The organism is Rathayibacter sp. AY1F8, from assembly GCF_002932165.1.
Taxonomy (GTDB): Bacteria; Actinomycetota; Actinomycetes; order Actinomycetales; family Microbacteriaceae; genus Rathayibacter.
This window is the reverse complement of record NZ_PSVB01000005.1, coordinates 126,347-147,680: the sequence shown is the minus strand read 5'-3', so window position 1 is coordinate 147,680 and position 21,334 is coordinate 126,347. Positions and strand designations below refer to the sequence as shown.

Here is a 21,334-nt window from a genome sequence, read left to right as displayed (position 1 = left end):
ACAGGTTCTTCTCGTTGGCGAGGTCCCGGGCGGTGCGTCTCGGACCCCGCTACCTGACCCTCTGGCAGACGCTGGAGGCCAACACCCGCGGCGGCAAGCGCTTCCGCCCGCTGATGGTGATCTCGGCGTACGAGGCCCACGGCGGCCAGGATCCGGAGGCCGCCGCCCATCTCGGCGCGGCGTTCGAGCTGCTGCACACCGCGCTGATCGTGCACGACGACGTGATCGACCGCGACTTCGTGCGCCGCGGCGGCCCGAACGTCTCGGGCAGCTACCGCGACGAGGCGACGACCGCGGGCCTCTCCATCCCGATCGCCGAGCACCGCGGCACCTCGGTGGCCGTGATCGCCGGGGACCTCGCCCTCACCGGCGCCCACCGCCTCGTCGAGGGCGTCGGCGCCTCCGACGGCGTGCGGGCCCGCCTGCTCACCCTGCTCGACGAGGCCGTCTTCGCCTCCGCCGCGGGTGAGCTGGCCGATGTGGACTTCTCCCTCATGCCGGGCATGCCCTCGGTCGACGAGGTGCTCGAGATGGAGCGCCTCAAGACGGCCGTCTACTCCTTCGAGGCGCCGCTGCAGGCCGGAGCGATCCTCGCGGGGGCCTCGGACGCCGCGGTGGACGCGCTCGGCGAGTTCGGCCGCTGGATCGGCATCGCCTACCAGATCGTCGACGACCTGCTCGGCGTCTTCGGCTCGGAGGGGCAGACCGGCAAGACCACGCTGGGCGACCTCCGCGAGGGCAAGCGCACCGTCCTCATCGCCCACGCGGCCGGCACGGACTGCTGGCCCGACATCGAGGCGCTGATCGGCGACGAGCACCTCGCGCCCGAGACCGCGGAGAAGGTGCGCGGCATCCTCGAGGAGTGCGGCGCCCGCAGCTACGCCGAGGGGCTCGCGAACCAGTTCGCCGACCGCGCCTGGGCGGCGCTGGAGACCCCCGCGGTGTCGGAGGCCTTCCGCAACGAGGTCCGCCCGCTCGTGGCCAGCGTGGTCGGGCGCACCCGATGAGCGCTGTCCGCCACGCGCGGATGCGCGCGACGATGCGCTCCGCCCGGCCGAGCCCCCGTACGGTGGCACGATGAGCCGCCAGAGCGAACTGTACGACCGCGTCGCGCACGAGTCGTCCGCGCAGGTGATCCGCCGCTACTCCACCTCCTTCGGGCTGGCCACGCGTCTGCTAGCCCCGGGCGTCCGCGAGCGGGTGGAGGACGTCTACGCCCTCGTGCGCGTCGCCGACGAGATCGTCGACGGCGTCGCCGAGGAGGCCCGTCTCGACCGGGCCGCGGTGGAGGAGTCCCTCGACGCCTTCGAGGCCGAGACCGAGCGCGCGCTCGCCTCCGGCTACAGCTCCAACCTCGTGATCCACGCCTTCGCTCGGACCGCGCGGGCGACCGGATTCGGCACCGAGCTCACCCGGCCGTTCTTCGCGTCGATGCGCGCCGACCTCCGCGAGACCGAGCACACCCCCGAGTCCTTCGAGGCCTACGTCTACGGCTCCGCCGAGGTCGTCGGGCTGATGTGCCTGCACGTGTTCCTCGCGGCGCCGGACGCGGGGCTCGTCTCCGAGGCTGCCTGCGAGCGGCTCGTGGCCGGAGCGCGCCGCCTGGGCGCCGCGTTCCAGAAGGTCAACTTCCTCCGCGATCTCGCCGCCGACGTCGACGGCCTCGGCCGCAGCTACTTCCCCGGAGTCGACCCGCGGGCGTTCTCCGAGCGCGACAAGGCCTCGCTGCTCGCCGACCTCGACGACGACCTCGCCGAGGCCGCCGCCATCGTGCCCGAGCTCCCGCGCTCGAGCCGGCGCGCGGTCCTGCTGGCCCACTCCCTCTTCGCCGCCCTGGCCGACCGGATCCGCGCGACGCCCGCCGAGGAGCTCCTCCGCGCCCGCGTCAGCGTGCCCACGGCCGCCAAGGCGGCGCTCGCGGCGAAGGCGGCCGTGTCGACGCTCGGCCCGCGCCTGGGCCCCGGCCCCGTCCGCGCGACCCGCTCGAGGACCGGCCCGCACCGCGCCGTCGTCATCGGCGGGGGGATCGGCGGACTCGCCTCCGCCGCGCTGCTCGCGCGCGACGGCTACGACGTGACCCTCCTGGAGGCGCGCGAGGCCGTCGGCGGCCGCGCCGGCTCGTGGGAGCACGAGGGCTTCCGCTTCGACACCGGTCCCTCCTGGTACCTGATGCCCGAGGTGTTCGACCACTTCTTCCGCCTCATGGGCACCAGCGCCGAGGAGCGCCTCGACCTCGTCACGCTCGACCCCGGCTACCGGGTCTACAGCGAGGGCGTCGACGAGCCGATCGACGTGCTCGCCGACCTCGAGTCGAACCTCGCGCTCTTCGAGAGCATCGAGCCCGGAGCGGGCGAGCGGATGCGCGCGTACCTCGACTCCGCGCGCGACACCTACGAGATGGCCAAGCGCCGCTTCCTCTACACGAGCTTCTCCTCCTTCCTCCCGCTGCTGCGCCGCGACGTGCTCAGCCGGACCGGGAGGCTCGGCCGCCTGCTGCTCACGCCGCTCGACACGTTCGCGGCGACGGCGGTCACCGACAACCGGCTGCGCCAGATCCTCGGCTACCCGGCCGTCTTCCTCGGCTCCTCGCCGTTCGCCGCGCCGAGCATGTACCACCTGATGAGCCACCTCGACCTCGCCGACGGCGTGCTCTATCCGATGGGCGGATTCACGAAGCTGATCGAGGCGGTCGCCGACGTCGCCGAGGAGGCCGGCGTCACCGTCCGCACGTCCTCGCCCGCGACGCGGATCCTCACCGCCCGCTCGCCCCGCGGCGGACGCCGCGGCGCCGAGGTCGTCGGAGTCGAGTTCACGGGCCCCGACGGCACGGAGCGGATCCCCGCCGACCTGGTCGTCAACGCCTCCGACCTCTTCACCACCGAGCAGTCGCTCCTCCCCGAGGAGCTGCGGACCTACCCGCCCGCCTACTGGGAGAAGCGCGAGCCCGGCCCGAGCGCCGTCCTCGTCCTCCTGGGCGTGCGCGGGGAGCTGCCCGAGCTCGAGCACCACACCCTGCTCTTCACGAAGGACTGGCGCGACAACTTCGACAAGATCTTCGGCGAGCACCCGACCGTCCCCGATCCCGCGTCGATCTACGTCTGCCGCCCGAGCGCGACCGACGCGAGCACGGCTCCGGAGGGGCACGAGAACCTGTTCGTGCTCGTGCCGATCCCCGCCGACACCTCGATCGGCCACGGCGGAGTCGACGGCGCGGGCGACGCGCGCGTCGAGGCCATCGCCGACCAGGCCATCGCGCAGATCGCGTCCTGGACCGGCGCGACCGACCTGGCCGAGCGGATCGTCGTCCGCCGCACCATCGGCCCGGCCGACTTCGAGAGCGACCTCGGCGCCTGGCGCGGCTCGATGCTCGGACCGGCCCACGTCCTCTCGCAGAGCGCCTTCTTCCGCGCCGGGAACGTCAGCCGGCACGTCGACGGCCTGCTCTTCGCCGGCAGCTCCACGATCCCCGGCATCGGCCTGCCGATGTGCATCATCAGCGCCGAGGTCATGCTCAAGCGCGTGCGCGGCGACGTGTCGACCGAGCCGCTGCCCGTGCGGGAGGCGCCGTCCGCTCCGGTCGCGCCCGTCGCCGTGGGGGAGTAGGCGTGGGGATCCTCTACCTGCTCGCGCTCCTCGTCTCGATCACCGGGATGATCGTGCTCGACCGCCGCTTCCGGCTGTTCTTCTGGGCGGACGCGCGACGCGCGGCGATCGTGCTGCCCGTGGGAGTCGCGTTCTTCCTGGTCTGGGACCTCGTGGGGATCGGCCTGGGCGTCTTCTTCCGCGGCGAGACCTCCTACATGACCGGCCTGCAGATCGCGCCGGAGCTCCCGGTCGAGGAGGTCCTCTTCCTCACCCTGCTCTGCTACCTGACGATGGACGTGCACGGCTTCCTCTCGCAGCGCGTCTCCCGGCGGGCGGAGGCGCGCGCGTGACCTACCTCCTCCTCAACGCCGTGTTCCTCGCGGTGGTGCTGGTGCTGCTGCTGCTCGCGCTGCGCCGACGCGTCCTGCGCCTGCCCGCCGTCCTCGGCACGCTCGCCGTGCTGCTGGTGATGACCGCCGTCTTCGACAACATCATGATCGGAGTGGGCCTGCTGGTCGCCTACGACGACGACCTGATCTCGGGGATCCGGATCGGCGTCGCTCCGATCGAGGACTTCGCCTACGCGATCGCCGCGGCCCTCGCCCTCCCGGCGCTCTGGGTGCTCCTGCCCTCGCGTCGTCGGAGCGAGCCGTGAACCGGCTGCGCGCGCTGTTCGTCTCGAGCCGCCCGCTGAGCTGGGTCAACACCGCCTACCCGTTCGCGGCGGCGTACCTGCTGACCACCCGCGAGATCGACCTCGCCTTCGTGCTCGGCACGATCTACTTCCTCATCCCCTACAACCTCGCGATGTACGGGATCAACGACGTCTTCGACTACGAGTCCGACCTGCGGAACCCCCGCAAGGGCGGCGTCGAGGGCGCCGTGCTCGACCGGAGCGAGCACCGCGCGACGCTGATCGCGGCGGTGGCCACGAACGTGCCGTTCCTGGTGGCGCTCGTGCTGCTCGGGTCACCGGTCTCGTGGCTGGTCCTCGCGATCAGCGTCTTCGCCGTGATCGCCTACAGTGCGCCGGGGCTCCGCTTCAAGGAGCGCCCGTTCGTCGACTCGCTGACCTCGGCGACCCACTTCGTCAGCCCGGCCGTCTACGGGATCGCCCTCGCGGGCACCGTGGTCACCGGACCTCTGGTGGCGCTGCTCGTGGCGTTCTTCCTCTGGGGGATCGCGAGCCACGCCTTCGGCGCGGTGCAGGACATCCTGGCCGACCGCGCGGGCGGCATCGGCTCGATCGCGACCGTGATCGGAGCGAAGGCGACCACGCGCTTCGCCATCGCCGCCTACGTCGCGAGCGGCCTGCTCCTGCTCCTGCTGCCCTGGCCGGGGACTCTCGCGGCGATCCTCGCGGTGCCGTACGCGGTGAGCATCTGGCCGTACCGATCGCTCGAGGACGCCGAGGCGGAGCGGGCGAACGCGGGCTGGAAGCGCTTCCTCGCGCTGAACTTCCTGACCGGCTTCCTCGTCACGCTCCTGCTGATCGTGTTCTGGATCGCCACGGTCTGATCCGCGGCCGGCGGCGCGCGGGGAGGGGCGTCGCCAGCGACTCCGCGGTCCGGGCCCCGTCAGTCCCGGCGGGCGGGCGGAGCGAGCCGCGGCTCCGGCACGACGGGGGCGGTGGCCGGCGGGCGGCGCACCGGCAGGAGCAGCACCAGCCCGACGGCGAGGACGAGGACGAGCCCGAGGATGCCCCAGTACTGCACGTTCGCCTCGCCGCTGCCCGAGACGGCCGCGGCGATCGAGACGGCGGCTGCGAAGGCGGCGGGCGCGAGGAACGAGGCCGCCCGCCCGGTGGTCGCGTAGAGGCCGAAGATCTCGCCCTCGCGTCCCTCCGGGATGAGGCGGGCGAGGTAGCTGCGGCTCGCCGACTGCGCCGGGCCGACGAACAGGCACAGCAGCAGGCCGAAGATCCAGAACACCGTGCTCCCCCCGTCGTGCAGGACGAAGACGGCGGTGCCGCAGACGACCAGGCCGATGAGCGAGGCGACGATCACGGCCTTGGGGCCGATGCGGTCGTCGAGCGCGCCGACCGAGATGGTCGCCACTCCGGCCACGACGTTCGCGGCGATGGCGAAGAGGATCACCTCGCCGGCGTCGAAGCCGAAGGTGCCCTGCGCCAGCACGCCGCCGAAGGTGAAGACCCCGGTGAGCCCGTCGCGGAACACCGCGCTGGCGATGAGGAAGGCCACGGTGCTGCGGCTCTCGCGCCAGAGGCCGGCGACCTGCGCGAAGAGCGCGCGGTAGGAGGCGATCACCCCGACGCGCTCCGCCCGGCTCGCGCGCGCCGGCGTCTCCGGCACCGCGACCAGCACCGGGAGGGCGAAGACGGCGAACCACACGCCGGCGACCAGGATCGAGACGCGCACGTCGAGGCCGTCGTCCCCCGTCACTCCGAAGAGCCCGACCTCGGGCGAGATGAAGCCGAAGTACACGATCAGCAGCAGGACGATCCCGCCCACGTAGCCCATGCCCCAGCCGAAACCGGAGACGCGGCCGATGGTCGCCCGGGTCGAGACCTGGAGGAGCATCGCGTTGTAGTTGACGCTCGCGAACTCGAAGAAGACCGTGCCGACCGCGAGCAGTCCGAGTCCCAGCCAGAGGAGGGCCGGGTCGGGGCGCACGAGGAACATCAGCAGGATGCAGAGGACGACGACGGAGGAGTGGATCCCCAGCCAGAGCCGGCGGCGCCCGCCGAGGTCGGCCCGGCGGCCGGTGATCGGCGCGATGACGGCGACGACCACGCCGGCGGCGGCGAGGGACCAGCCGAGTGCGGCCGAGACTCCGCTCGAGGTGCCGAAGAGCCCGTCGGTGGTCAGGTAGACGGTGAAGACGAAGGTGGTCACCACCGCGTTGAAGGCCGATCCGCCCCAGTCCCACAGGCCCCAGGCGAGGACGGGCCAGCGGCCGGTGCGCGTCGTCATGGGCCCACCGTAGGGGGAGGAGGTGAACGGCCGGAAGCGGCGGGACCCGCGAGTCTGAGAGTTGAGCCGATGCGACTCAACTTCTCGCCTCCGGACTTGACGCGAGACGACGGATGCGTAAACTTGAGCGTGCGGGGCTCAACTCCCGCAGAGGATTCCGCACCACCCGTCAACTGACCGGCAGCCGCCCGCGCGACGCCGATCGCGAAGGAGAACAACGCATATGTCCCGTGCCGTAGGCATCGACCTGGGAACCACCAACTCTGTCGTGGCCGTCCTCGAGGGAGGCGAGCCCACCGTCATCGCCAACGCCGAGGGCTTCCGCACAACGCCGTCCGTCGTGGCGTTCACCAAGGACGGGGAGGTGCTCGTCGGCGAGACCGCGAAGCGCCAGGCCGTCACCAACGTCGACCGCACCATCGCGTCGGTCAAGCGCCACATGGGCACCGACTGGACCTTCGGCGTGGAGGACAAGAAGTACACCCCGCAGGAGATCTCGGCCCGCATCCTGGGCAAGCTCAAGCGCGACGCGGAGCAGTACCTGGGCGACAAGGTGACCGACGCGGTCATCACCGTCCCGGCCTACTTCAACGACGCCGAGCGCCAGGCGACCAAGGACGCCGGCGAGATCGCCGGCCTCAACGTCCTGCGCATCATCAACGAGCCCACCGCGGCCGCGCTGGCCTACGGCCTCGACAAGGGCAAGGAGGACGAGCTCATCCTCGTCTTCGACCTGGGCGGCGGAACGTTCGACGTCTCCCTCCTCGAGGTGGGCAAGGACGACGACTTCTCGACCATCCAGGTCCGCGCGACCTCGGGCGACAACCGCCTCGGCGGCGACGACTGGGACCAGCGCGTCGTCGACCACCTGGTCAAGCGATTCAAGGACTCGACCGGCGTCGACGTCTCGAAGGACAAGATCGCTCGCCAGCGCCTCAAGGAGGCCGCGGAGCAGGCGAAGAAGGAGCTCTCCTCGAGCACCTCGACCAGCATCCAGCTGCCCTACCTCTCGCTCACCGAGAACGGTCCGGCGAACCTCGACGAGACGCTCACCCGCGCCAAGTTCGAGGAGCTCACCAGCGACCTGATCGAGCGCACCCGCAAGCCCTTCACCGACGTCATCGCCGAGGCGGGCGTCAAGGTCGAGGACATCGCTCACGTGGTCCTCGTCGGCGGCTCGACCCGCATGCCGGCCGTCGCCGAGCTCGTCAAGAAGCTCACCGGCGGCAAGGAGCCCAACAAGGGCGTCAACCCGGACGAGGTCGTCGCCGTCGGCGCCGCGCTGCAGGCCGGCGTCCTCAAGGGCGAGCGCAAGGACGTCCTCCTGATCGACGTGACCCCGCTCTCGCTGGGCATCGAGACCAAGGGCGGGATCATGACGAAGCTCATCGAGCGCAACACCGCGATCCCGACCAAGAGGTCCGAGACCTTCACCACGGCCGACGACAACCAGCCGTCCGTCGCGATCCAGGTCTTCCAGGGCGAGCGCGAGTTCACCCGCGACAACAAGAACCTGGGCACGTTCGAGCTGACCGGCATCGCGCCGGCCCCGCGCGGCATCCCGCAGGTCGAGGTCACCTTCGACATCGACGCCAACGGCATCGTCCACGTGTCCGCGAAGGACAAGGGCACCGGCAAGGAGCAGTCGATGACGATCACGGGCGGCTCGTCGCTGCCCAAGGACGACATCGACCGCATGGTCCGCGAGGCCGAGGAGCACGCCGCCGAGGACAAGGCCCGCCGCGAGGCCGCCGAGATCCGCAACAACGCCGAGACCCTGGCGTACTCGATCGACAAGCTGATCAAGGACAACGAGGACAAGCTGCCCGAGGACGTCAAGTCCGAGGTGCAGGGAGACGTCGACGCGCTGAAGACCGCGCTCGCCGGCGACGACGACGCGGCCGTCAAGACCGCGTTCGACGCCCTCAACGCCTCGCAGACCAAGATCGGCCAGGCGATCTACTCCCAGGACCAGGCCGCGCAGAGCGCCCCCGCGGACGCTCCGGCCGACGGTGACAAGAAGGACGACGAGGACATCGTCGACGCCGAGGTCATCGACGAGGACGAGCCGAAGGACACGAAGTAGCCATGGCAGCCGAGAACGAGCCCCAGGACCTCCCCGAGGAGCAGCCGGTCACCGGCGGCGAGGCGGGAGCCGAGGCAGCGCAGGACGCCCAGGACCAGGAGGGCCTCATCGAGGCCGAGGGGCCCGACGTCGAGACCAGCCTCTCGGACGCCGACCTCTCGTTCCTCTCGGGACAGTCCAGCGCCGAGACGCTCGCGGCCGAGCACCTCGCCGACCTCCAGCGGGTGACCGCCGAGTACGCGAACTACCGCAAGCGAACCGAGGCCAACCGCCAGGTCGACAAGGAGCGGGCGATCGGCGACGCGGTGAAGGTCATCCTCCCCGTGCTCGACGACCTCGACCGCGCCGAGAAGCACGGCGACCTCGCCGAGGGCGGGCCCTTCACGGCCATCGCGCAGAAGCTGCGCGGCGGAGTGGAGAAGCTCGGCCTGGTGAAGACCGGCGCCGTGGGCGACCTGTTCGACCCGAACATCCACGAGGCGATCTTCCAGCAGCCCACCCCCGGCGCCGAGACCTCCACGGTCGCGGACGTCGTCGAGGCGGGCTACGACCTCGGAGGCTCGCTGCTGCGGGCCGCCAAGGTGGTCGTGGCAGTCCCCGCCGACTGACTCCGCCACCGGCACCACCACCGCGGAGGACCCCGCCCCGCTCGGCAGCACGCTGCCGGACCGGGGCGGGGTCCCTCGCCGCATTCGACACAGGAAGAGGCACATGGCCAGCCAGGATTGGTTCGACAAGGACTTCTACAAGGTCCTCGGCGTGTCCAAGGACGTCTCCGCCGCGGACCTGAAGAAGACCTACCGCAAGCTCGCCCGCCAGTTCCACCCCGACTCCAACCCGGGGGACGCGAAGGCCGAGGCGCGCTTCAAGGAGATCAGCGAGGCGTACACCGTGCTCTCGGACGCCGAGCAGCGCAAGGAGTACGACCAGATCCGCGCCATGGGCGGCGGAGCGCGCTTCACCGCGGGAGGCCAGCCCGGAGGGTTCGACGACGTCTTCGGCGGCATGTTCGGCCAGGGCGGGCGCACCTCCTACAGCACCCAGCAGGGCCCGCCGCCCGGCTTCGAGGACATCCTCGGCGGCATGTTCGGCGGCGGAGGCAGCCGCTTCGGCCAGCCCAGCGGCGGCTACCGCGGCTTCGGCGGCCCGCAGAAGGGCGCCGACGTCACCGCCAGCACCACCATCGACTTCCGCACCGCGACCCGGGGTGACACCGTCCAGCTGCAGACCGGCGACGGGCGCACCCTCTCGGTGCGCATCCCGGCCGGCGTGGCCGACGACCAGAAGATCCGCGTCCGCGGCAAGGGCCGCCCCAGCCCGGACGGCGGTGATCCCGGCGACCTGGTGCTCACCGTCTCGGTCCGCAAGCATCCGGTGTTCGAGCGCGACGGGCTGAACCTGCGCGTGACGGTCCCCGTGACCTTCGTCGAGGCGGTCTTCGGCGCGACGATCGAGGTGCCGACCCTCGGCGGCGAGCCCGTCAAGCTCCGGGTCGCCGCAGGCACCCCGAGCGGCCGCGTCCTGCGCGTCAAGGGCCGCGGCGTCACGACTCCCAAGGGCACGGGCGACCTGCTCGCCGTCCTGCAGGTCGCCGTCCCGAGCCACCTGTCCGCCGCCGCCCGTGAGGCCCTCGAGGCCTACGCCGCCGCCGAGCCGGACGAGGACCCGCGCGAGGACATCCTGGAGAAGGCCCGCTACTAGCACCGGATCGGCGCGACCGGTCGGAGGAGGAGACATGGACGAGAACACGCCCGTCTTCGCGATCGCCGTCGCCGCCGATCTGGCGGGGATGCACCCGCAGACCCTGCGGCAGTACGACCGGCTCGGGCTCGTGAGCCCGACCCGCACCGCGGGCAAGTCGCGCCGCTACTCGATGCGCGACGTGGTGCAGCTGCGCGAGGTCGCCCGGCTCTCCTCCGAGGGCGTCTCGCTCGAGGGCATCGCGCGCATCCTGCAGCTCGAGAATCAGGTGCAGTCGCTCTCGCAGCGGGTGCGCGAGCTGGAGTCGGCCCTCGCCGACGAGCTCCTCAACCGGCCGGGCCGCCGCGTGTTCGCCGCCGGACTCGAGGGGGACGTGGTCACTCTGCGCCACGGCACGCGCGCGCAGCGCCGGACCGAGCTGGTCGTCTGGCGCCCCGCGCCACGATCAGGGGCCACCGACGACGCCACGCCCTGAACGAGGGGTAGCCTGACCGGGCGCCGCCCCGTCACCGCGGCGTCCGTCGCTCCGCTCGGGGCGGAGAGCAGGAGGACCGCCGTGGACAACGACAGCAGCACCCCGCGCGACGAGCGCGACGCCCGCCGGGAGCAGGCCGCCCGGGAGCAGGCCCCCCAGGAGCAGGCGTCGGACGCCTCGCGACAGGAGCAGGCCCCGGACGCCACGCGCGCGTCCCGCAGGACGCCCGTCGTCCCCGACAACGGGTTCTCCCGCGAGTCCTACGCGATCCACGCCAGCCGCGGCGACCTCCCCCTCTTCTCGGATGCGCTGAACGCCGGCCGCGACGACTCCGGCTGGCTGTCGTCGCTCTCGAGCACCCTCGCCGGTCCCACCGGGCCGGTCGGCTCCCCGGACTCGGCCGCCGAGACGGCGCAGGCCGCGCTCGACCGCCGCACTCGCCGTCGGAGCGACGAGTCCGACTCCTGAGCCGCGGCTCCGGCTAGTCGCGCAGGCGCGTCGCGGCCATCCGGGCGTCGACCAGGCGGCCGCCGCTGAGGCGGGCGAGGATCACGGAGCCGAACGGCAGCGCGCGCACGAGGGGCAGGCCCTCGACCCGCTCCTCGTCCGTGTAGCCGAGGAGGACGTACATCCCGACCACGGCGATCGCGGCGATCGTCGCGACCCGCGCCGGGATCTGGTCCATCGTGCCGCCTCCGCCGTCGATCGGCTCGGCGAGCGTGACGCACATGAGGAAGATCGACGCGTAGACGGCCAGGTGCACGTGGGAGCGGCTCCACGGGCGCGCGAGCGCGGCGATCGGCAGGATCCAGAGGGCGTACCAGGGGTGGATGGCGGTCGACGCCGTCACGAACGCGAGCAGCGCACCGGACAGGCGGGCGAGCGGATCGATGGAGCGCCGCGACAGCATGAGGCGCGCAGCGATCAGGCCGGCGAGCCCGAGCGCGAGGATCTTGACCACGGCGATCGCCGCGGCGGGGTCGTGACCGGTGAACTCGACGGTGCGGGAGACCGAGACCGTGACGAACGACATCGGCGCGTACCAGTGCAGGATCGAGCCGGGCACGACCATCGCCGCGACCCAGCCGACCCCGACGCCCGCGAGCAGCCCGACGGCGACCACGAGGCCGAGCGCTCCGGCGCCCGTCCAGAGCCAGCCGCGGGTGCGCTCACGCCACGTCGCGTCGTGGCGCAGCCACAGGAGCGCGAGCACGGGGAGCGCGATCACGGCGATCGGCTTGATCGCGATCGCTCCGGCCATCAGCACGACGGCGGCGATGCGCCGGTCGGTCTGGGCGTAGTAGAGCGACGCGAGGATGAGCGCCAGCATCACGGAGTCGTTGTGGCCGGCGACGACGAAGAGCACGAGGGTCAGCGGGTTGGCGACGATCGTCCAGGCGGTGAGCGGGACCGAGAGGCCGCGCAGGCGCGCCAGGCGGAGCGCGTAGACGGCCATGACGGCCACGCCCGCGACCGACACGGCGCGGAGCATCGCGATCGAGAGCTCCGGTGCGCCGTAGCCCGCGAACTGCACGGCGGTGCGCTCGATCAGGAGGTAGAGGGGCCCGTAGGGCGTGGGCGTGTCGGCCCAGAGCGGGTCGACGCCGAGGTCGAACCAGCCCGGGAGCGTCGCGACGCCGTGGGTGTAGGGGTCGATGCCCTGGGTCATCAGGCGACCCTGCGCCACGTAGGAGAACATGTCGTGGCTGAACAGCGGCACCGTCACGAGGAGCGGAGCGGTCCAGGCGAGGGCCGCCACCACGATGGTGCGGACGGAGCCGGGGCCCGCCGCGAGCGCGACCGTGCGCAGGCGGAGCCACGCGATCAGCAGCAGCATCCCGCCGCCCACGACGAGGGCGCCGCTGGACTCGGTGAGCCAGCCCGTGGCGCGGATCGAGGCGACGAGAGGCCAGTCGCGGATGGGCGAGCCGGCGGGCAGGTAGCCCACGCCGAGCGAGCCGAGGAGGATCGCGATCGAGCCCAGCAGGCCCGTCGCCAGCGGTGCGGCCTCCATGAAGCGGAGCCGCGGTCGGCGCTGCCGTCCCGTTGCCCGGGCCGTGTCCGGCCGCTCGATCGTCCCCCGTGAAGCCATCGGAGCCACGCTAAAGGATGGGACTCCGAAGTGCATGGACGGCCGGTGAACGGTTGATCAGTCGGCGCTCAGGTTGTACAAGCACCCGCACGCGCACCGATCAGGGCAGGCGCGGCACCGGGGCCGGCTCCGCGAAGCGCAGCTGGTTGCCGAACGGATCGATCACGTCGAGCGCGAAGCCGAACGGCGTGCGGGTGATCCGCGGGTTGAGGTAGGGGTACGCCTTCGCGTCGAGCTCGGCGTGCAGCTCGCGGACACCGCGGAGGGCGACGTGCACCGCGGCGCCGGGACTGCCGTCGCGGTGGTGCTCGCTGAGGTGCAGGCGGAGCCCCGAGCGCGACACCTGCAGGTAGAGGGGGGCGTCGAGCGCGGCGCGGTGCTCCCAGTCCACCTCGAAGCCGAGGTAGTCGACGTAGAACTCGCCCGCCTTGGCGACCGAGAAGATCCGCAGGATCGGCACGGCCGCCTCCAGCCGGACCGGCTCGAGCCGGTCCGGCTCCTCCGCGCTCGACCGGTCCCGTGCACGCCGTCTCGTCTCCACGCCACGAGGCTAGCCGCCCCGCGGTCGGCCCGGCGCCGGAGGGTCAGTCGACGAGATCGAGACCGCGCAGCAGCCGGAGGGTCTCGACCCCGGCGGGCGGGCAGCGGCCCGCATCGGAGCCGTCGACCCAGTGCAGCGAGTCGATCTCGCCGCTCGGGCTCGCCTCCCGGTCGAGCTCGGCGGCGAAGACGCTCATGTGGACCTCCCGCCCCTCCGGCTCGCCGTGCGCCTGGGTCCGGACGGTGAACAGGGGCACGAGGCCGAGGGCGACGGCGCCGAGCTCCTCGCGGGTCTCGCGGGCCGCCGCCTCGATCCCGCTCTCGCCCTCGTCGACCTTGCCGCCGGGGAGGTAGAGGACGTCGCGGCCCCGCGCCGTGACCATCAGGACCTGCCGGTCGCGGAGGACGGCGACGGCGGACACGATGATCGGCGGGAGGGTGCTCATCCGCTCATCATGCCCGCCGCGGGCGGACCGTCGCGGCGCCCCCGCGGCTACCATGGGGGCACACCAGAAGGACGCGCGCAGCCGGCGCGCGCCGGGGCCCCGTGCGCCCGAACAGCTGAGGAGCAACCCGTGGCAGAACCCACCACCCTCGACAAAGTCATCACCCTCGCGCAGCACAGGGGATTCGTCTTCCCCTCGGGTGAGATCTACGGGGGCACCCGGTCCGCGTGGGACTACGGGCCGCTCGGCGTGGAGTTCAAGGAGAACATCAAGCGCCAGTGGTGGAAGACCTTCGTGCAGGGCCGGGGCGACGTCGTCGGCCTGGACTCCGCGGTCATCCTGCCCACGGCGATCTGGCACGCCTCGGGACACGTCGGCGTCTTCTCGGACCCGCTGACCGAGTCGCTGATCACCCACAAGCGCTACCGCGCCGACCACCTCTTCGAGAAGTACGAGGAGGTCAACGGCCACCCGCCCGTGAACGGCCTCGCCGACATCCCGGACCCGGAGCACCCCGACAAGGTCGGCCAGTGGACCGAGATCAAGCAGTTCTCGGGCCTGATGAAGACCTACCTCGGCGTCGTCGACGACGAGTCGGGTCTGCACTACCTGCGTCCCGAGACCGCCCAGGGCATCTTCACCAACTTCGCGAACGTGCTGCAGAGCGCCCGTCGCAAGCCGCCCTTCGGCATCGGCCAGATCGGCAAGGCGTTCCGCAACGAGATCACCCCCGGCAACTTCATCTTCCGCACCCGCGAGTTCGAGCAGATGGAGCTCGAGTTCTTCGTCGAGCCCGGCACGGACGAGGAGTGGCAGGAGACCTGGATGCAGCTCGCCTGGGACTGGTTCGTCGGGCTCGGGATGAACCCCGAGAACATCCGGCAGTACGAGCACCCGAAGGACAAGCTCTCCCACTACTCGAAGCGCACCGTCGACATCGAGTACCGCTTCAGCTTCGCCTCGGGCGAGTGGGGCGAGCTGATGGGAGTCGCGAACCGCACCGACTACGACCTCAAGACGCACATCGAGCACTCGGGCAAGGACCTCTCGTTCTTCGACCAGAACAAGAACGAGCGCTACGTGCCGTTCGTGATCGAGCCGTCGTTCGGCCTCACCCGCGCGCTCATGGCGTTCCTCGTCGACGCCTACGAGGAGCAGGAGCTGCCGCCGAACGCCAAGGGCAAGGTCGAGACGCGGACCGTGCTGCACCTCGACCCGCGCCTGGCGCCGGTGAAGGTGGCTGTGCTGCCGCTTTCGCGCAACGAGGCCCTCTCGCCGCTCGCGCGCCGCGTCGCCGACCAGCTGCGCCAGCTCTGGAACGTCGACTTCGACGACTCCGGAGCGATCGGCCGCCGCTACCGCCGCCAGGACGAGATCGGCACCCCGTACTGCGTGACCGTCGACTTCGACTCGCTCGAGGACGACGCCGTGACCGTCCGCGACCGCGACACGATGAAGCAGGAGCGCATCCCGCTCGAGCAGCTCGAGTCGTGCCTCTTCACCGGGCTCCGCGGGGCCTGACACTCCTCCCGGGACGCCGCCGACCGGACGGGCCGGCGGCGTCCCGGAGGGCGCGGACCAGCCGGCCCTGCGGTCAGCGCTCGCGGGCGAGCAGGGCGAAGACGAGGGTCGAGGTCCACTCGCCCTTGCAGAACTCGTCCTCCCGGTGGTGCGCCTCGAGGCGCATCCCGAGGCGCTCGCAGAGGCGGGCGGACGCGGTGTTCCGAGCGTCGAGCTGCGCGATCACGCGGTGCGCGCCGAGGGTGTCGAACGCGAGGTCGAGCAGCGCCCGGGCGGCCTCGGTCGCGTAGCCGCGCCCCTGCGCCTCCGGGTGCAGCACCCAGCCGATCTCGACCGCCTCCTGCTCGACGGACGTCGCGATGAGCGTGAGGTCGCCGATCATCCGCCCGGCGAGGACGCCCTCCCGGGGGACGATCGCCAGCACGGCCACGTCGCCGTCAGCGGCGAGCCGTGTCGAGGGGAGGCGGCGCTGCAGGTGCGCCCGCGACTCCTCGGGGGTGCGCACCGGCCAGCGGAGGAACCGGACGGCGTCGGCGTCGCCCTGGTAGCGCGCGTGGTCCTCGGCGTCCTCCGGTCCGAGGGGACGCAGGAGCAGGCGCTCGGTGAGCAGCGGCGCGGAGCGCAGCGGCTCCGCGTCGAAGGGGAGCCGGAGGCTCACGCGGTGGCGGCGTCCGCGTCGGGGCGGGCGGCGGCGGCGGGCTCGGCCGGGACCTCGATGCCGAAGAGCGCCTCGAGCCCGGTTAGGTAGGCCCCCTGGGCTCCGGCGCGCGCGTAGTCGCGGGCGCGGACGCTCGGAGTGTGCAGCAGGACGCCGGCGAGGTGGCGGAGCGCCTGCTCGGTGCGGCCGTCCTCGTCGCCGCGCGAGCGGGCCCGCTCGATCTCGGCGTCGAGCGCGTCGAACACGTGGGCGCGCAGGGCGACGACGGCCGGAGTGAGGCTCTTCTCGTCGGCGACGTCCGAGAACTTCCGGGCCGCCTTGTCGACGAGCGCGCGCGCCTGCTGCGACGCGTCGAGCACGTCGAGAGGTGCGTGCAGGCTGATCGTCTCGAGGTCGAGGAGCTCGACGCCGGCGACCGAGGTGACGTCGGAGGCGACGTTGCGCGGCAGGCCCAGGTCGATCACGAGCTGGCGCTCGCGGGAGAAGCCCTGGAGGCGCCCGGCGGCGAGCAGGGCGGCGTCGAGCACCGGCTCCTGGGTCGTGGTGCAGGTGATGACGATGTCGGCCGAGACCGCCTCGAGCGCGAGATCGGAGGCGGCGATGGGCCGGAGCGAGCGGCGGGCGGCGAAGCCCTCGGCGCGGCCGGAGGGGGAGTGCACGGCGATGTCGACCACTCCGCGGTCGCGCAGGGCCGCGACGGTCGCCCGCGCGTAGCTGCCGGTGCCGACGAGGAGGACGCGGGCGGCCCGCCAGTCGGTGACGCGGCTCGCGGCCAGGTCGAGCGCGAGGCGCACGATCGAGCGGCCGGCGCTGCCGAGGCCGGTGCGGTTCTTGATGCCGCGCGAGGTCTGCGAGGCGCGCTGGAACAGCCGCTCGAGCTCGGAGGAGGTGGTGCCGAGGCGGCGCGCCTCCTCGAGGGACCGGCGGACCTGGCCCGCGATCTCGCCCTCGCCGACCACGACGGACTCGAGCCCGCTGGAGACGGCGAAGAGGTGCTCGGCCACCCGGTCGCCCGAGACGACGTCGACGCTCCCGCGCAGCTCGTCCTGCTCGACGCCGGTCGCGGCGCTGACGGCGGCGGTGGCGGCCTCGACGGCGACGGCCTGCGCGGCGGTCAGCGGCTCCTCGATGTCGAGGTAGGCCTCGAAGCGGTTGCAGGTCGCGACGACGACGGCTCCGGAGACGAAGTCGATCCCCTCGGAGAGGGCCGCGGTCACGGCGGAGGAGTCGACGGAGAGCTTCTCGAGGAGATCGAAGCTGGCGTTCTTGTGCGACGCCGTCAGACACAGAAGCACCACGTCAGTCTACCCGCGCTCTGCGGGGCGGGGTCCCGGACTGGGGAGGAATGCACGGATGCGCCTGGAATAATGCCGCGGTGACCTCCCCCACCGACGGCCTGCTCGATCCGCTGCACCCCCTCTCCGCCGGCCGCACGGCCGACTCGCTGCTCCTGCGCGCCTACCGCTCCGAGCGGGGCGAGAGGACGCCCGTCTGGTTCATGCGCCAGGCCGGCCGCAGCCTCCCGGAGTACCGGGCCCTGCGCACCGACACGAAGATGCTCGACGCCTGCCTCGACCCGGCGCTGGCGAGCGAGATCACCCTGCAGCCGGTGCGGCGCCACGGAGTGGACGCGGCCATCTTCTTCAGCGACATCGTGATCCCGCTGCGGCTCGCGGGCGTCGGCGTCGACATCGTCCCCGGGCGCGGTCCGGTGCTCGAGAAGCCGGTGCGCACGGCCGCCGACGTCGCCGAGCTCGCCTCGATCGACCCGTCCGTGCTCGACGAGACGCTCGAGCCCATCCGCGAGGGCGTGCGCCGCACCGTCGCGGGCCTCGGCGACACCCCGCTCATCGGCTTCGCCGGCGCTCCCTTCACCCTGGCCGCCTACCTGGTGGAGGGCGGCCCGTCCAAGGACCACCTGCGCGCGCGGACGATGATGCACGCCGACCCCGCCGCCTGGGCCCAGCTGATGGAGTGGACCGCCGAGGTCACCGGCCGCTTCCTCCGCGCGCAGGTGCTCGCCGGGGCCAGCGCCGCGCAGCTCTTCGACTCCTGGGCCGGGGCGCTCTCGCTCTCGGACTACACGACCCACGTCGCTCCCGCCTCCGCGCGCGCCCTCGTCCACGTGCGCGACCTCGCGTTCGACCACGGGGAGACGCGCCGCAACGTCCCGATCGTGCACTTCGGCGTCGGCACCGGCGAGCTGCTCGGAGCGATGCACGGCATCGGCGCCGACGTGGTGGGCGTCGACTACCGGATCCCGCTCGACGAGGCCAACCACCGCCTCGGCGGCTTCGTGCCGGTGCAGGGCAACGTCGACCCGGCCCTGCTGACCGCGCCGTGGGAGGTCCTCGAGGCCCACGTCGACGACGTGCTCCGCCGAGGCCTGAGCGCCCCCGCGCATGTGCTCAACCTCGGCCACGGCGTGCCGCCCGAGACCGACCCCGACGTGCTCACGCGCCTCGTCGCGTTCGTGCACGCCTGGCGGCCGTGAGCGAGGAGCGCCCCCGCGACGCGGCGTCGTACGACGTCGCGATCGTCGGCGGCGGAGTGGCGGGGCTCGCCGCCGCCGCGGAGTGCCTGCGCATCGGCCTGCGCGTCGTGGTGCTCGAGGCGGGGGAGCGGGTCGGGGGCTCGGTCTCCCCGCTCGCGCTGGCCGGAGCCGTGCTCGATGCGGGCGCCGAGAGCTTCGCCACCCGCGGCGGCCACGTCGAGCGGGCGCTCGCCGCGCTGACCCTCGACGGCGTCCCGCTCGCCGAGTCGATCGTCGAGCCGCGGACGCACGGCTCGTGGCTGCACCTCTCGAACGGCCGCTCCGTGCCGTCGCCCCGGGCCGGCATCCTCGGCATCCCCGGCACGCCGCTCGCCCCCGACGTCGTGCGGGCGATCGGCCGCCGCGGTGCCTGGCGCGCCTGGCTCGACACCCTGATGCCCGTGCTGCGCATCGGCCGCGCCCACTCCCTCGCCGAGCTGGTGCGCACCCGGATGGGCGAGCGCGTGCTCGAGGACCTGGTCGCGCCGGTCGTCTCGGGCGTGTACTCGAGCCGGCCGGACGACATCGACGTCGACCTGGCCGCACCCGGACTGAACGGCGCGCTCACCCGCGCGGGCTCCCTCGCCCGGGCCGTGGCCGCCCTCCGCGCGAACCTCCCGGCCGGAGTCGCGGTCCGCGGGCTCGAGGGCGGGATGCACCGCCTGGTCGCCGCGCTGGTCCAGCGGATCGACTACCTCTCCGGCGAGATCCGCACCGGCGCCTCCGTGCAGCGGCTCGAGGGCTCCGACGGGGACTTCGTCCTGACCCTCGCCGACGGCGCTCTGAGCGCCCGAGCGGTGATCGTCTCGACCCCGGAGCGCGACGCCCGGGCGCTGCTCGCCGGCCTCGCTCCCGCCGTCGCGGAGCGCGCCGACGAGGCGCCCCACGACTCCGTCGCGCTGGTGACCCTGGTCCTCGACGACGCCCGCCTGGACGCAGCCCCCCGCGGCTCCGGTGTGCTCGTGGCGCCCACCGCCACCGACGTCACGGCCAAGGCGATCACGCACGCGACCGCGAAGTGGGACTGGCTGGCCGCCTCCCTCCCTCCCGGGCGCCACGTGCTGCGCCTCTCCTACGGGCGCCCGGGCGAGCGCCCGCCGCTCGAGGGGCGCACCGATGCCGAGGCGGCGGCGATCGCCCTGCTCGACGCCTCGACGCTGCTCGGACTCGCCCTCGATCCGGCGTCGCTCGTCGACTCCGCCCGGGTGAGCTGGGCCAACGTCCGGCCCGCCGCGGCGCTGGGCCGCCGCGCGCACCTGGAGGCGTTCCGCGAGGCGCTCCTCCCGATCGAGGGAGTCGCCGTGACCGGCACCTGGATCGCGGGCACGGGCCTCGCCTCGGTGCTCCCGCACGCCGCCGAGACGGCCGCCCTTATCCGGCGCCGACTGGTGCGTCAAGGAGTCGGGCTGCCGAGCGACGCCCGCGACGCCGACGGCTACTCTTAGGCCCAGGCATCCGCGCGAGCGCGCGGCGTGCCCCGGCACGAGTGGTCACCGACCGCGTGGACGATCGCGAGAGCGACCCAGGACGAGGAGTAGGCGTGAAGGGCAAGATTCTTTTCGTGGCAGGAGCCGCAGCCGGGTACGTGCTGGGAGCACGCGCCGGCCGCAAGCGGTACGAGCAGATCGCCTCGGCGGCAGGCCGCTTCTGGCGGACCCAGCCGGTGCAGGACGTCGCGGGCGCCGTCGGCGGTGCCGCGAAGACCCAGCTGAGCAGCGTCTCGGACAAGGCGTACGAGGTCGTGCGCTCGGTGGTCGTCAAGGCCGTGTCCGGCGGCAGGAAGGCCCAGGGAGCGAGCGACGCGGAGGCGTCGGCCGCCGCCCGCAAGGCGGCCTCGAAGGTCGACGAGGCCGCGGCGTCGGCCGGCTCCGGCGGGTCGACGACGTCCACCTCCACCAGCAGGGCCTAGTGCTCATCCCTCCGGCCGTGCCAGGCGCGCGCCGGCCGGCACGTCCCACCCTCGAGGAGCTCCCGTGGTGAACGAACGCAATCCCAAGAACGCCCGATCACTGGGAGAGCTGGTCAGCGACCTGCCCGGCCTCGTGATCGAGCTCGTCAAGGCCGAGGTCGCCTCGCTGAAGAACGAGCTGGCGGGCAAGGCGAAGAGCGCGGGTCTGGCCGTCGGCCTGTTCGCGGTCGCGGCCTTCCTCCTCCTGACCGCGTGGGCGACGCTCGTCGCTTTCGCGATCATCGGCATCGCCTCCTGGCTGCCGGCCTGGCTGTCGGCGCTGATCGTGACGGTCTCCTTCCTCCTGGTGGCCGTGATCCTCGCCCTCGTCGGCGTGCGCACCATCAAGAAGGCCGTGCCGCCGGTGCCGCAGGACTCGATCGACAGCATCAAGAAGGACGTCCAGGCGTTCAAGGGAGTGGGCAGCTATGACAACTGAGCGATCCGTCAGCAGCACCACGCCCCGCTTCGTCGACCCGGCGGAGCTGAAGCCCGGCCAGCTGAAGGCCGACATCGAGCGCGCTCGCTCCGAGCTCGCCGCGACCCTCGACGCGATCGAGTACAAGGTCAACGTGCCGCGCAAGGTGCGTACCGCCCAGCGGACGATCGAGCGCAAGCTCCAGGTGGTGCGCCGCCAGAACCCCTCCGCGCTGATCGCCGGAGCGGTCGGCGCCGCCGCCGCCGTGGGCCTCGTCGTCTGGGGCGTCGCGAAGCAGATCATCGAGGACTGAGTGCCGGAGGGCCCGGGGCGCTAGCGTCCCGGGCCCTCCGGCGCCAGAGCCCCCGCCGCTTTTGTGCATCGGCACGAGCGGAGGG

General features: G+C 72.7%; 22 protein-coding genes. 16 read left to right on the top strand and 6 right to left on the bottom strand.

Annotated features, from left to right (window positions below):
• The first annotated feature begins 32 nt into the window (after positions 1-32).
• The 5 genes from C5C35_RS06210 (at position 33) to C5C35_RS06190 (ending at position 5,103) form a co-directional block, all read left to right on the top strand.
• Positions 33-1,007, top strand: coding sequence for a polyprenyl synthetase family protein (locus C5C35_RS06210; protein ID WP_244229492.1), 975 nt, complete (start codon positions 33-35; stop codon positions 1,005-1,007).
• 70 nt (positions 1,008-1,077) lie between these two features.
• Positions 1,078-3,603, top strand: a complete 2,526-nt coding sequence (crtI, locus tag C5C35_RS06205) for a phytoene desaturase family protein (RefSeq protein WP_104262760.1) — start codon at positions 1,078-1,080, stop codon at positions 3,601-3,603.
• Positions 3,604-3,605: 2 nt separating this feature from the next.
• Positions 3,606-3,935 carry a lycopene cyclase domain-containing protein gene (locus tag C5C35_RS06200; RefSeq protein WP_104255346.1) on the top strand — a complete coding sequence of 110 codons (330 nt, stop codon included), beginning with the start codon at positions 3,606-3,608 and terminating at the stop codon, positions 3,933-3,935.
• Positions 3,932-4,240, top strand: a complete 309-nt coding sequence (locus C5C35_RS06195; protein WP_104222893.1) for a lycopene cyclase domain-containing protein — start codon at positions 3,932-3,934, stop codon at positions 4,238-4,240. The genes C5C35_RS06200 and C5C35_RS06195 overlap by 4 nt, the downstream gene beginning before the upstream one ends.
• Complete coding sequence (locus tag C5C35_RS06190) at positions 4,237-5,103, top strand: prenyltransferase (protein WP_104222892.1); 867 nt, start codon at positions 4,237-4,239, stop codon at positions 5,101-5,103. The genes C5C35_RS06195 and C5C35_RS06190 overlap by 4 nt, the downstream gene beginning before the upstream one ends.
• 59 nt (positions 5,104-5,162) lie before the next feature.
• Here C5C35_RS06190 and C5C35_RS06185 read toward each other — a convergent pair whose 3' ends face one another.
• Positions 5,163-6,518, bottom strand: coding sequence for an MFS transporter (locus C5C35_RS06185; protein WP_104246927.1), 1,356 nt, complete (start codon positions 6,516-6,518; stop codon positions 5,163-5,165).
• Between the two features lie 223 nt (positions 6,519-6,741).
• Between C5C35_RS06185 and dnaK the strand changes: the two genes are divergently transcribed.
• The 5 genes from dnaK (at position 6,742) to C5C35_RS06160 (ending at position 11,248) form a co-directional block, all read left to right on the top strand.
• Positions 6,742-8,604, top strand: coding sequence for a molecular chaperone DnaK (gene dnaK, locus C5C35_RS06180; protein ID WP_104222890.1), 1,863 nt, complete (start codon positions 6,742-6,744; stop codon positions 8,602-8,604).
• A gap of 2 nt (positions 8,605-8,606) precedes the next feature.
• Positions 8,607-9,212 carry a nucleotide exchange factor GrpE gene (locus tag C5C35_RS06175; protein ID WP_104262759.1) on the top strand — a complete coding sequence of 202 codons (606 nt, stop codon included), beginning with the start codon at positions 8,607-8,609 and terminating at the stop codon, positions 9,210-9,212.
• Between the two features lie 103 nt (positions 9,213-9,315).
• Positions 9,316-10,305, top strand: a complete 990-nt coding sequence (locus C5C35_RS06170; protein ID WP_104222888.1) for a DnaJ C-terminal domain-containing protein — start codon at positions 9,316-9,318, stop codon at positions 10,303-10,305.
• Positions 10,306-10,339: 34 nt separating this feature from the next.
• The gene (locus C5C35_RS06165) at positions 10,340-10,780 is read left to right on the top strand and encodes a heat shock protein transcriptional repressor HspR (protein ID WP_104262758.1); all 441 of its coding nucleotides are present in this window, start codon (positions 10,340-10,342) and stop codon (positions 10,778-10,780) included.
• Positions 10,781-10,861: 81 nt separating this feature from the next.
• Positions 10,862-11,248: a hypothetical protein gene (locus tag C5C35_RS06160; RefSeq protein WP_104262757.1), complete on the top strand. Its 387-nt coding sequence runs from the start codon at positions 10,862-10,864 to the stop codon at positions 11,246-11,248.
• Positions 11,249-11,261: 13 nt separating this feature from the next.
• Here C5C35_RS06160 and mptB read toward each other — a convergent pair whose 3' ends face one another.
• The 3 genes from mptB to C5C35_RS06145 all read right to left on the bottom strand — a co-directional run bounded on the left by mptB (position 11,262) and on the right by C5C35_RS06145 (position 13,858).
• Positions 11,262-12,872, bottom strand: a complete 1,611-nt coding sequence (gene mptB, locus C5C35_RS06155) for a polyprenol phosphomannose-dependent alpha 1,6 mannosyltransferase MptB (protein ID WP_146084570.1) — start codon at positions 12,870-12,872, stop codon at positions 11,262-11,264.
• Positions 12,873-12,972: 100 nt separating this feature from the next.
• Complete coding sequence (locus C5C35_RS06150) at positions 12,973-13,413, bottom strand: glyoxalase superfamily protein (protein WP_208543318.1); 441 nt, start codon at positions 13,411-13,413, stop codon at positions 12,973-12,975.
• A gap of 43 nt (positions 13,414-13,456) precedes the next feature.
• Positions 13,457-13,858, bottom strand: coding sequence for an NUDIX domain-containing protein (locus tag C5C35_RS06145; RefSeq protein ID WP_104262755.1), 402 nt, complete (start codon positions 13,856-13,858; stop codon positions 13,457-13,459).
• Positions 13,859-13,987: 129 nt separating this feature from the next.
• Here C5C35_RS06145 and C5C35_RS06140 point away from each other — a divergent pair, with 129 nt between their 5' ends.
• Positions 13,988-15,379: a glycine--tRNA ligase gene (locus C5C35_RS06140; protein WP_104262754.1), complete on the top strand. Its 1,392-nt coding sequence runs from the start codon at positions 13,988-13,990 to the stop codon at positions 15,377-15,379.
• A 73-nt stretch (positions 15,380-15,452) separates the two neighbouring features.
• On the opposite strand, the gene C5C35_RS06135 is transcribed toward C5C35_RS06140, so the two are convergent.
• Together C5C35_RS06135 and C5C35_RS06130 are read right to left on the bottom strand one after the other, a co-directional pair.
• Complete coding sequence (locus C5C35_RS06135) at positions 15,453-16,037, bottom strand: GNAT family N-acetyltransferase (RefSeq protein WP_258059379.1); 585 nt, start codon at positions 16,035-16,037, stop codon at positions 15,453-15,455.
• Positions 16,034-17,332: a glutamyl-tRNA reductase gene (locus C5C35_RS06130; RefSeq protein ID WP_104260433.1), complete on the bottom strand. Its 1,299-nt coding sequence runs from the start codon at positions 17,330-17,332 to the stop codon at positions 16,034-16,036. The genes C5C35_RS06135 and C5C35_RS06130 overlap by 4 nt, the downstream gene beginning before the upstream one ends.
• A gap of 50 nt (positions 17,333-17,382) precedes the next feature.
• On the opposite strand from C5C35_RS06130, the gene hemE reads away from it, so the two are divergent.
• From hemE to C5C35_RS06105, 5 genes are all read left to right on the top strand, one after another.
• Complete coding sequence (hemE, locus tag C5C35_RS06125) at positions 17,383-18,531, top strand: uroporphyrinogen decarboxylase (protein ID WP_104255341.1); 1,149 nt, start codon at positions 17,383-17,385, stop codon at positions 18,529-18,531.
• Positions 18,528-20,015 carry a protoporphyrinogen oxidase gene (gene hemG / locus C5C35_RS06120; protein ID WP_258066322.1) on the top strand — a complete coding sequence of 496 codons (1,488 nt, stop codon included), beginning with the start codon at positions 18,528-18,530 and terminating at the stop codon, positions 20,013-20,015. Before hemE ends, hemG begins: the two co-directional genes overlap by 4 nt.
• Positions 20,016-20,110: 95 nt before the next feature.
• Positions 20,111-20,479, top strand: a complete 369-nt coding sequence (locus C5C35_RS06115) for a hypothetical protein (protein ID WP_146076613.1) — start codon at positions 20,111-20,113, stop codon at positions 20,477-20,479.
• A gap of 67 nt (positions 20,480-20,546) precedes the next feature.
• Positions 20,547-20,957 carry a phage holin family protein gene (locus C5C35_RS06110; protein ID WP_258066323.1) on the top strand — a complete coding sequence of 137 codons (411 nt, stop codon included), beginning with the start codon at positions 20,547-20,549 and terminating at the stop codon, positions 20,955-20,957.
• Positions 20,947-21,249 (top strand): DUF3618 domain-containing protein, encoded by a 303-nt coding sequence (locus C5C35_RS06105; protein WP_104222879.1) that lies wholly within the window; start codon positions 20,947-20,949, stop codon positions 21,247-21,249. The genes C5C35_RS06110 and C5C35_RS06105 overlap by 11 nt, the downstream gene beginning before the upstream one ends.
• Positions 21,250-21,334 lie beyond the last annotated feature (85 nt).

What these genes read in the sequence shown, in the direction of transcription:
- crtI (WP_104262760.1), top strand. Translation starts at nt 1,078, where the DNA reads ATGAGCCGCCAGAGCGAACTGTACGACCGCGTCGCGCACGAGTCGTCC.
- mptB (WP_146084570.1), bottom strand. Translation starts at nt 12,872, where the DNA reads ATGGCTTCACGGGGGACGATCGAGCGGCCGGACACGGCCCGGGCAACG.
- dnaK (WP_104222890.1), top strand. Translation starts at nt 6,742, where the DNA reads ATGTCCCGTGCCGTAGGCATCGACCTGGGAACCACCAACTCTGTCGTG.
- C5C35_RS06175 (WP_104262759.1), top strand. Translation starts at nt 8,607, where the DNA reads ATGGCAGCCGAGAACGAGCCCCAGGACCTCCCCGAGGAGCAGCCGGTC.
- C5C35_RS06145 (WP_104262755.1), bottom strand. Translation starts at nt 13,858, where the DNA reads ATGAGCACCCTCCCGCCGATCATCGTGTCCGCCGTCGCCGTCCTCCGC.
- C5C35_RS06170 (WP_104222888.1), top strand. Translation starts at nt 9,316, where the DNA reads ATGGCCAGCCAGGATTGGTTCGACAAGGACTTCTACAAGGTCCTCGGC.
- C5C35_RS06185 (WP_104246927.1), bottom strand. Translation starts at nt 6,518, where the DNA reads ATGACGACGCGCACCGGCCGCTGGCCCGTCCTCGCCTGGGGCCTGTGG.
- C5C35_RS06165 (WP_104262758.1), top strand. Translation starts at nt 10,340, where the DNA reads ATGGACGAGAACACGCCCGTCTTCGCGATCGCCGTCGCCGCCGATCTG.
- hemE (WP_104255341.1), top strand. Translation starts at nt 17,383, where the DNA reads ATGCACGGATGCGCCTGGAATAATGCCGCGGTGACCTCCCCCACCGAC.
- C5C35_RS06105 (WP_104222879.1), top strand. Translation starts at nt 20,947, where the DNA reads ATGACAACTGAGCGATCCGTCAGCAGCACCACGCCCCGCTTCGTCGAC.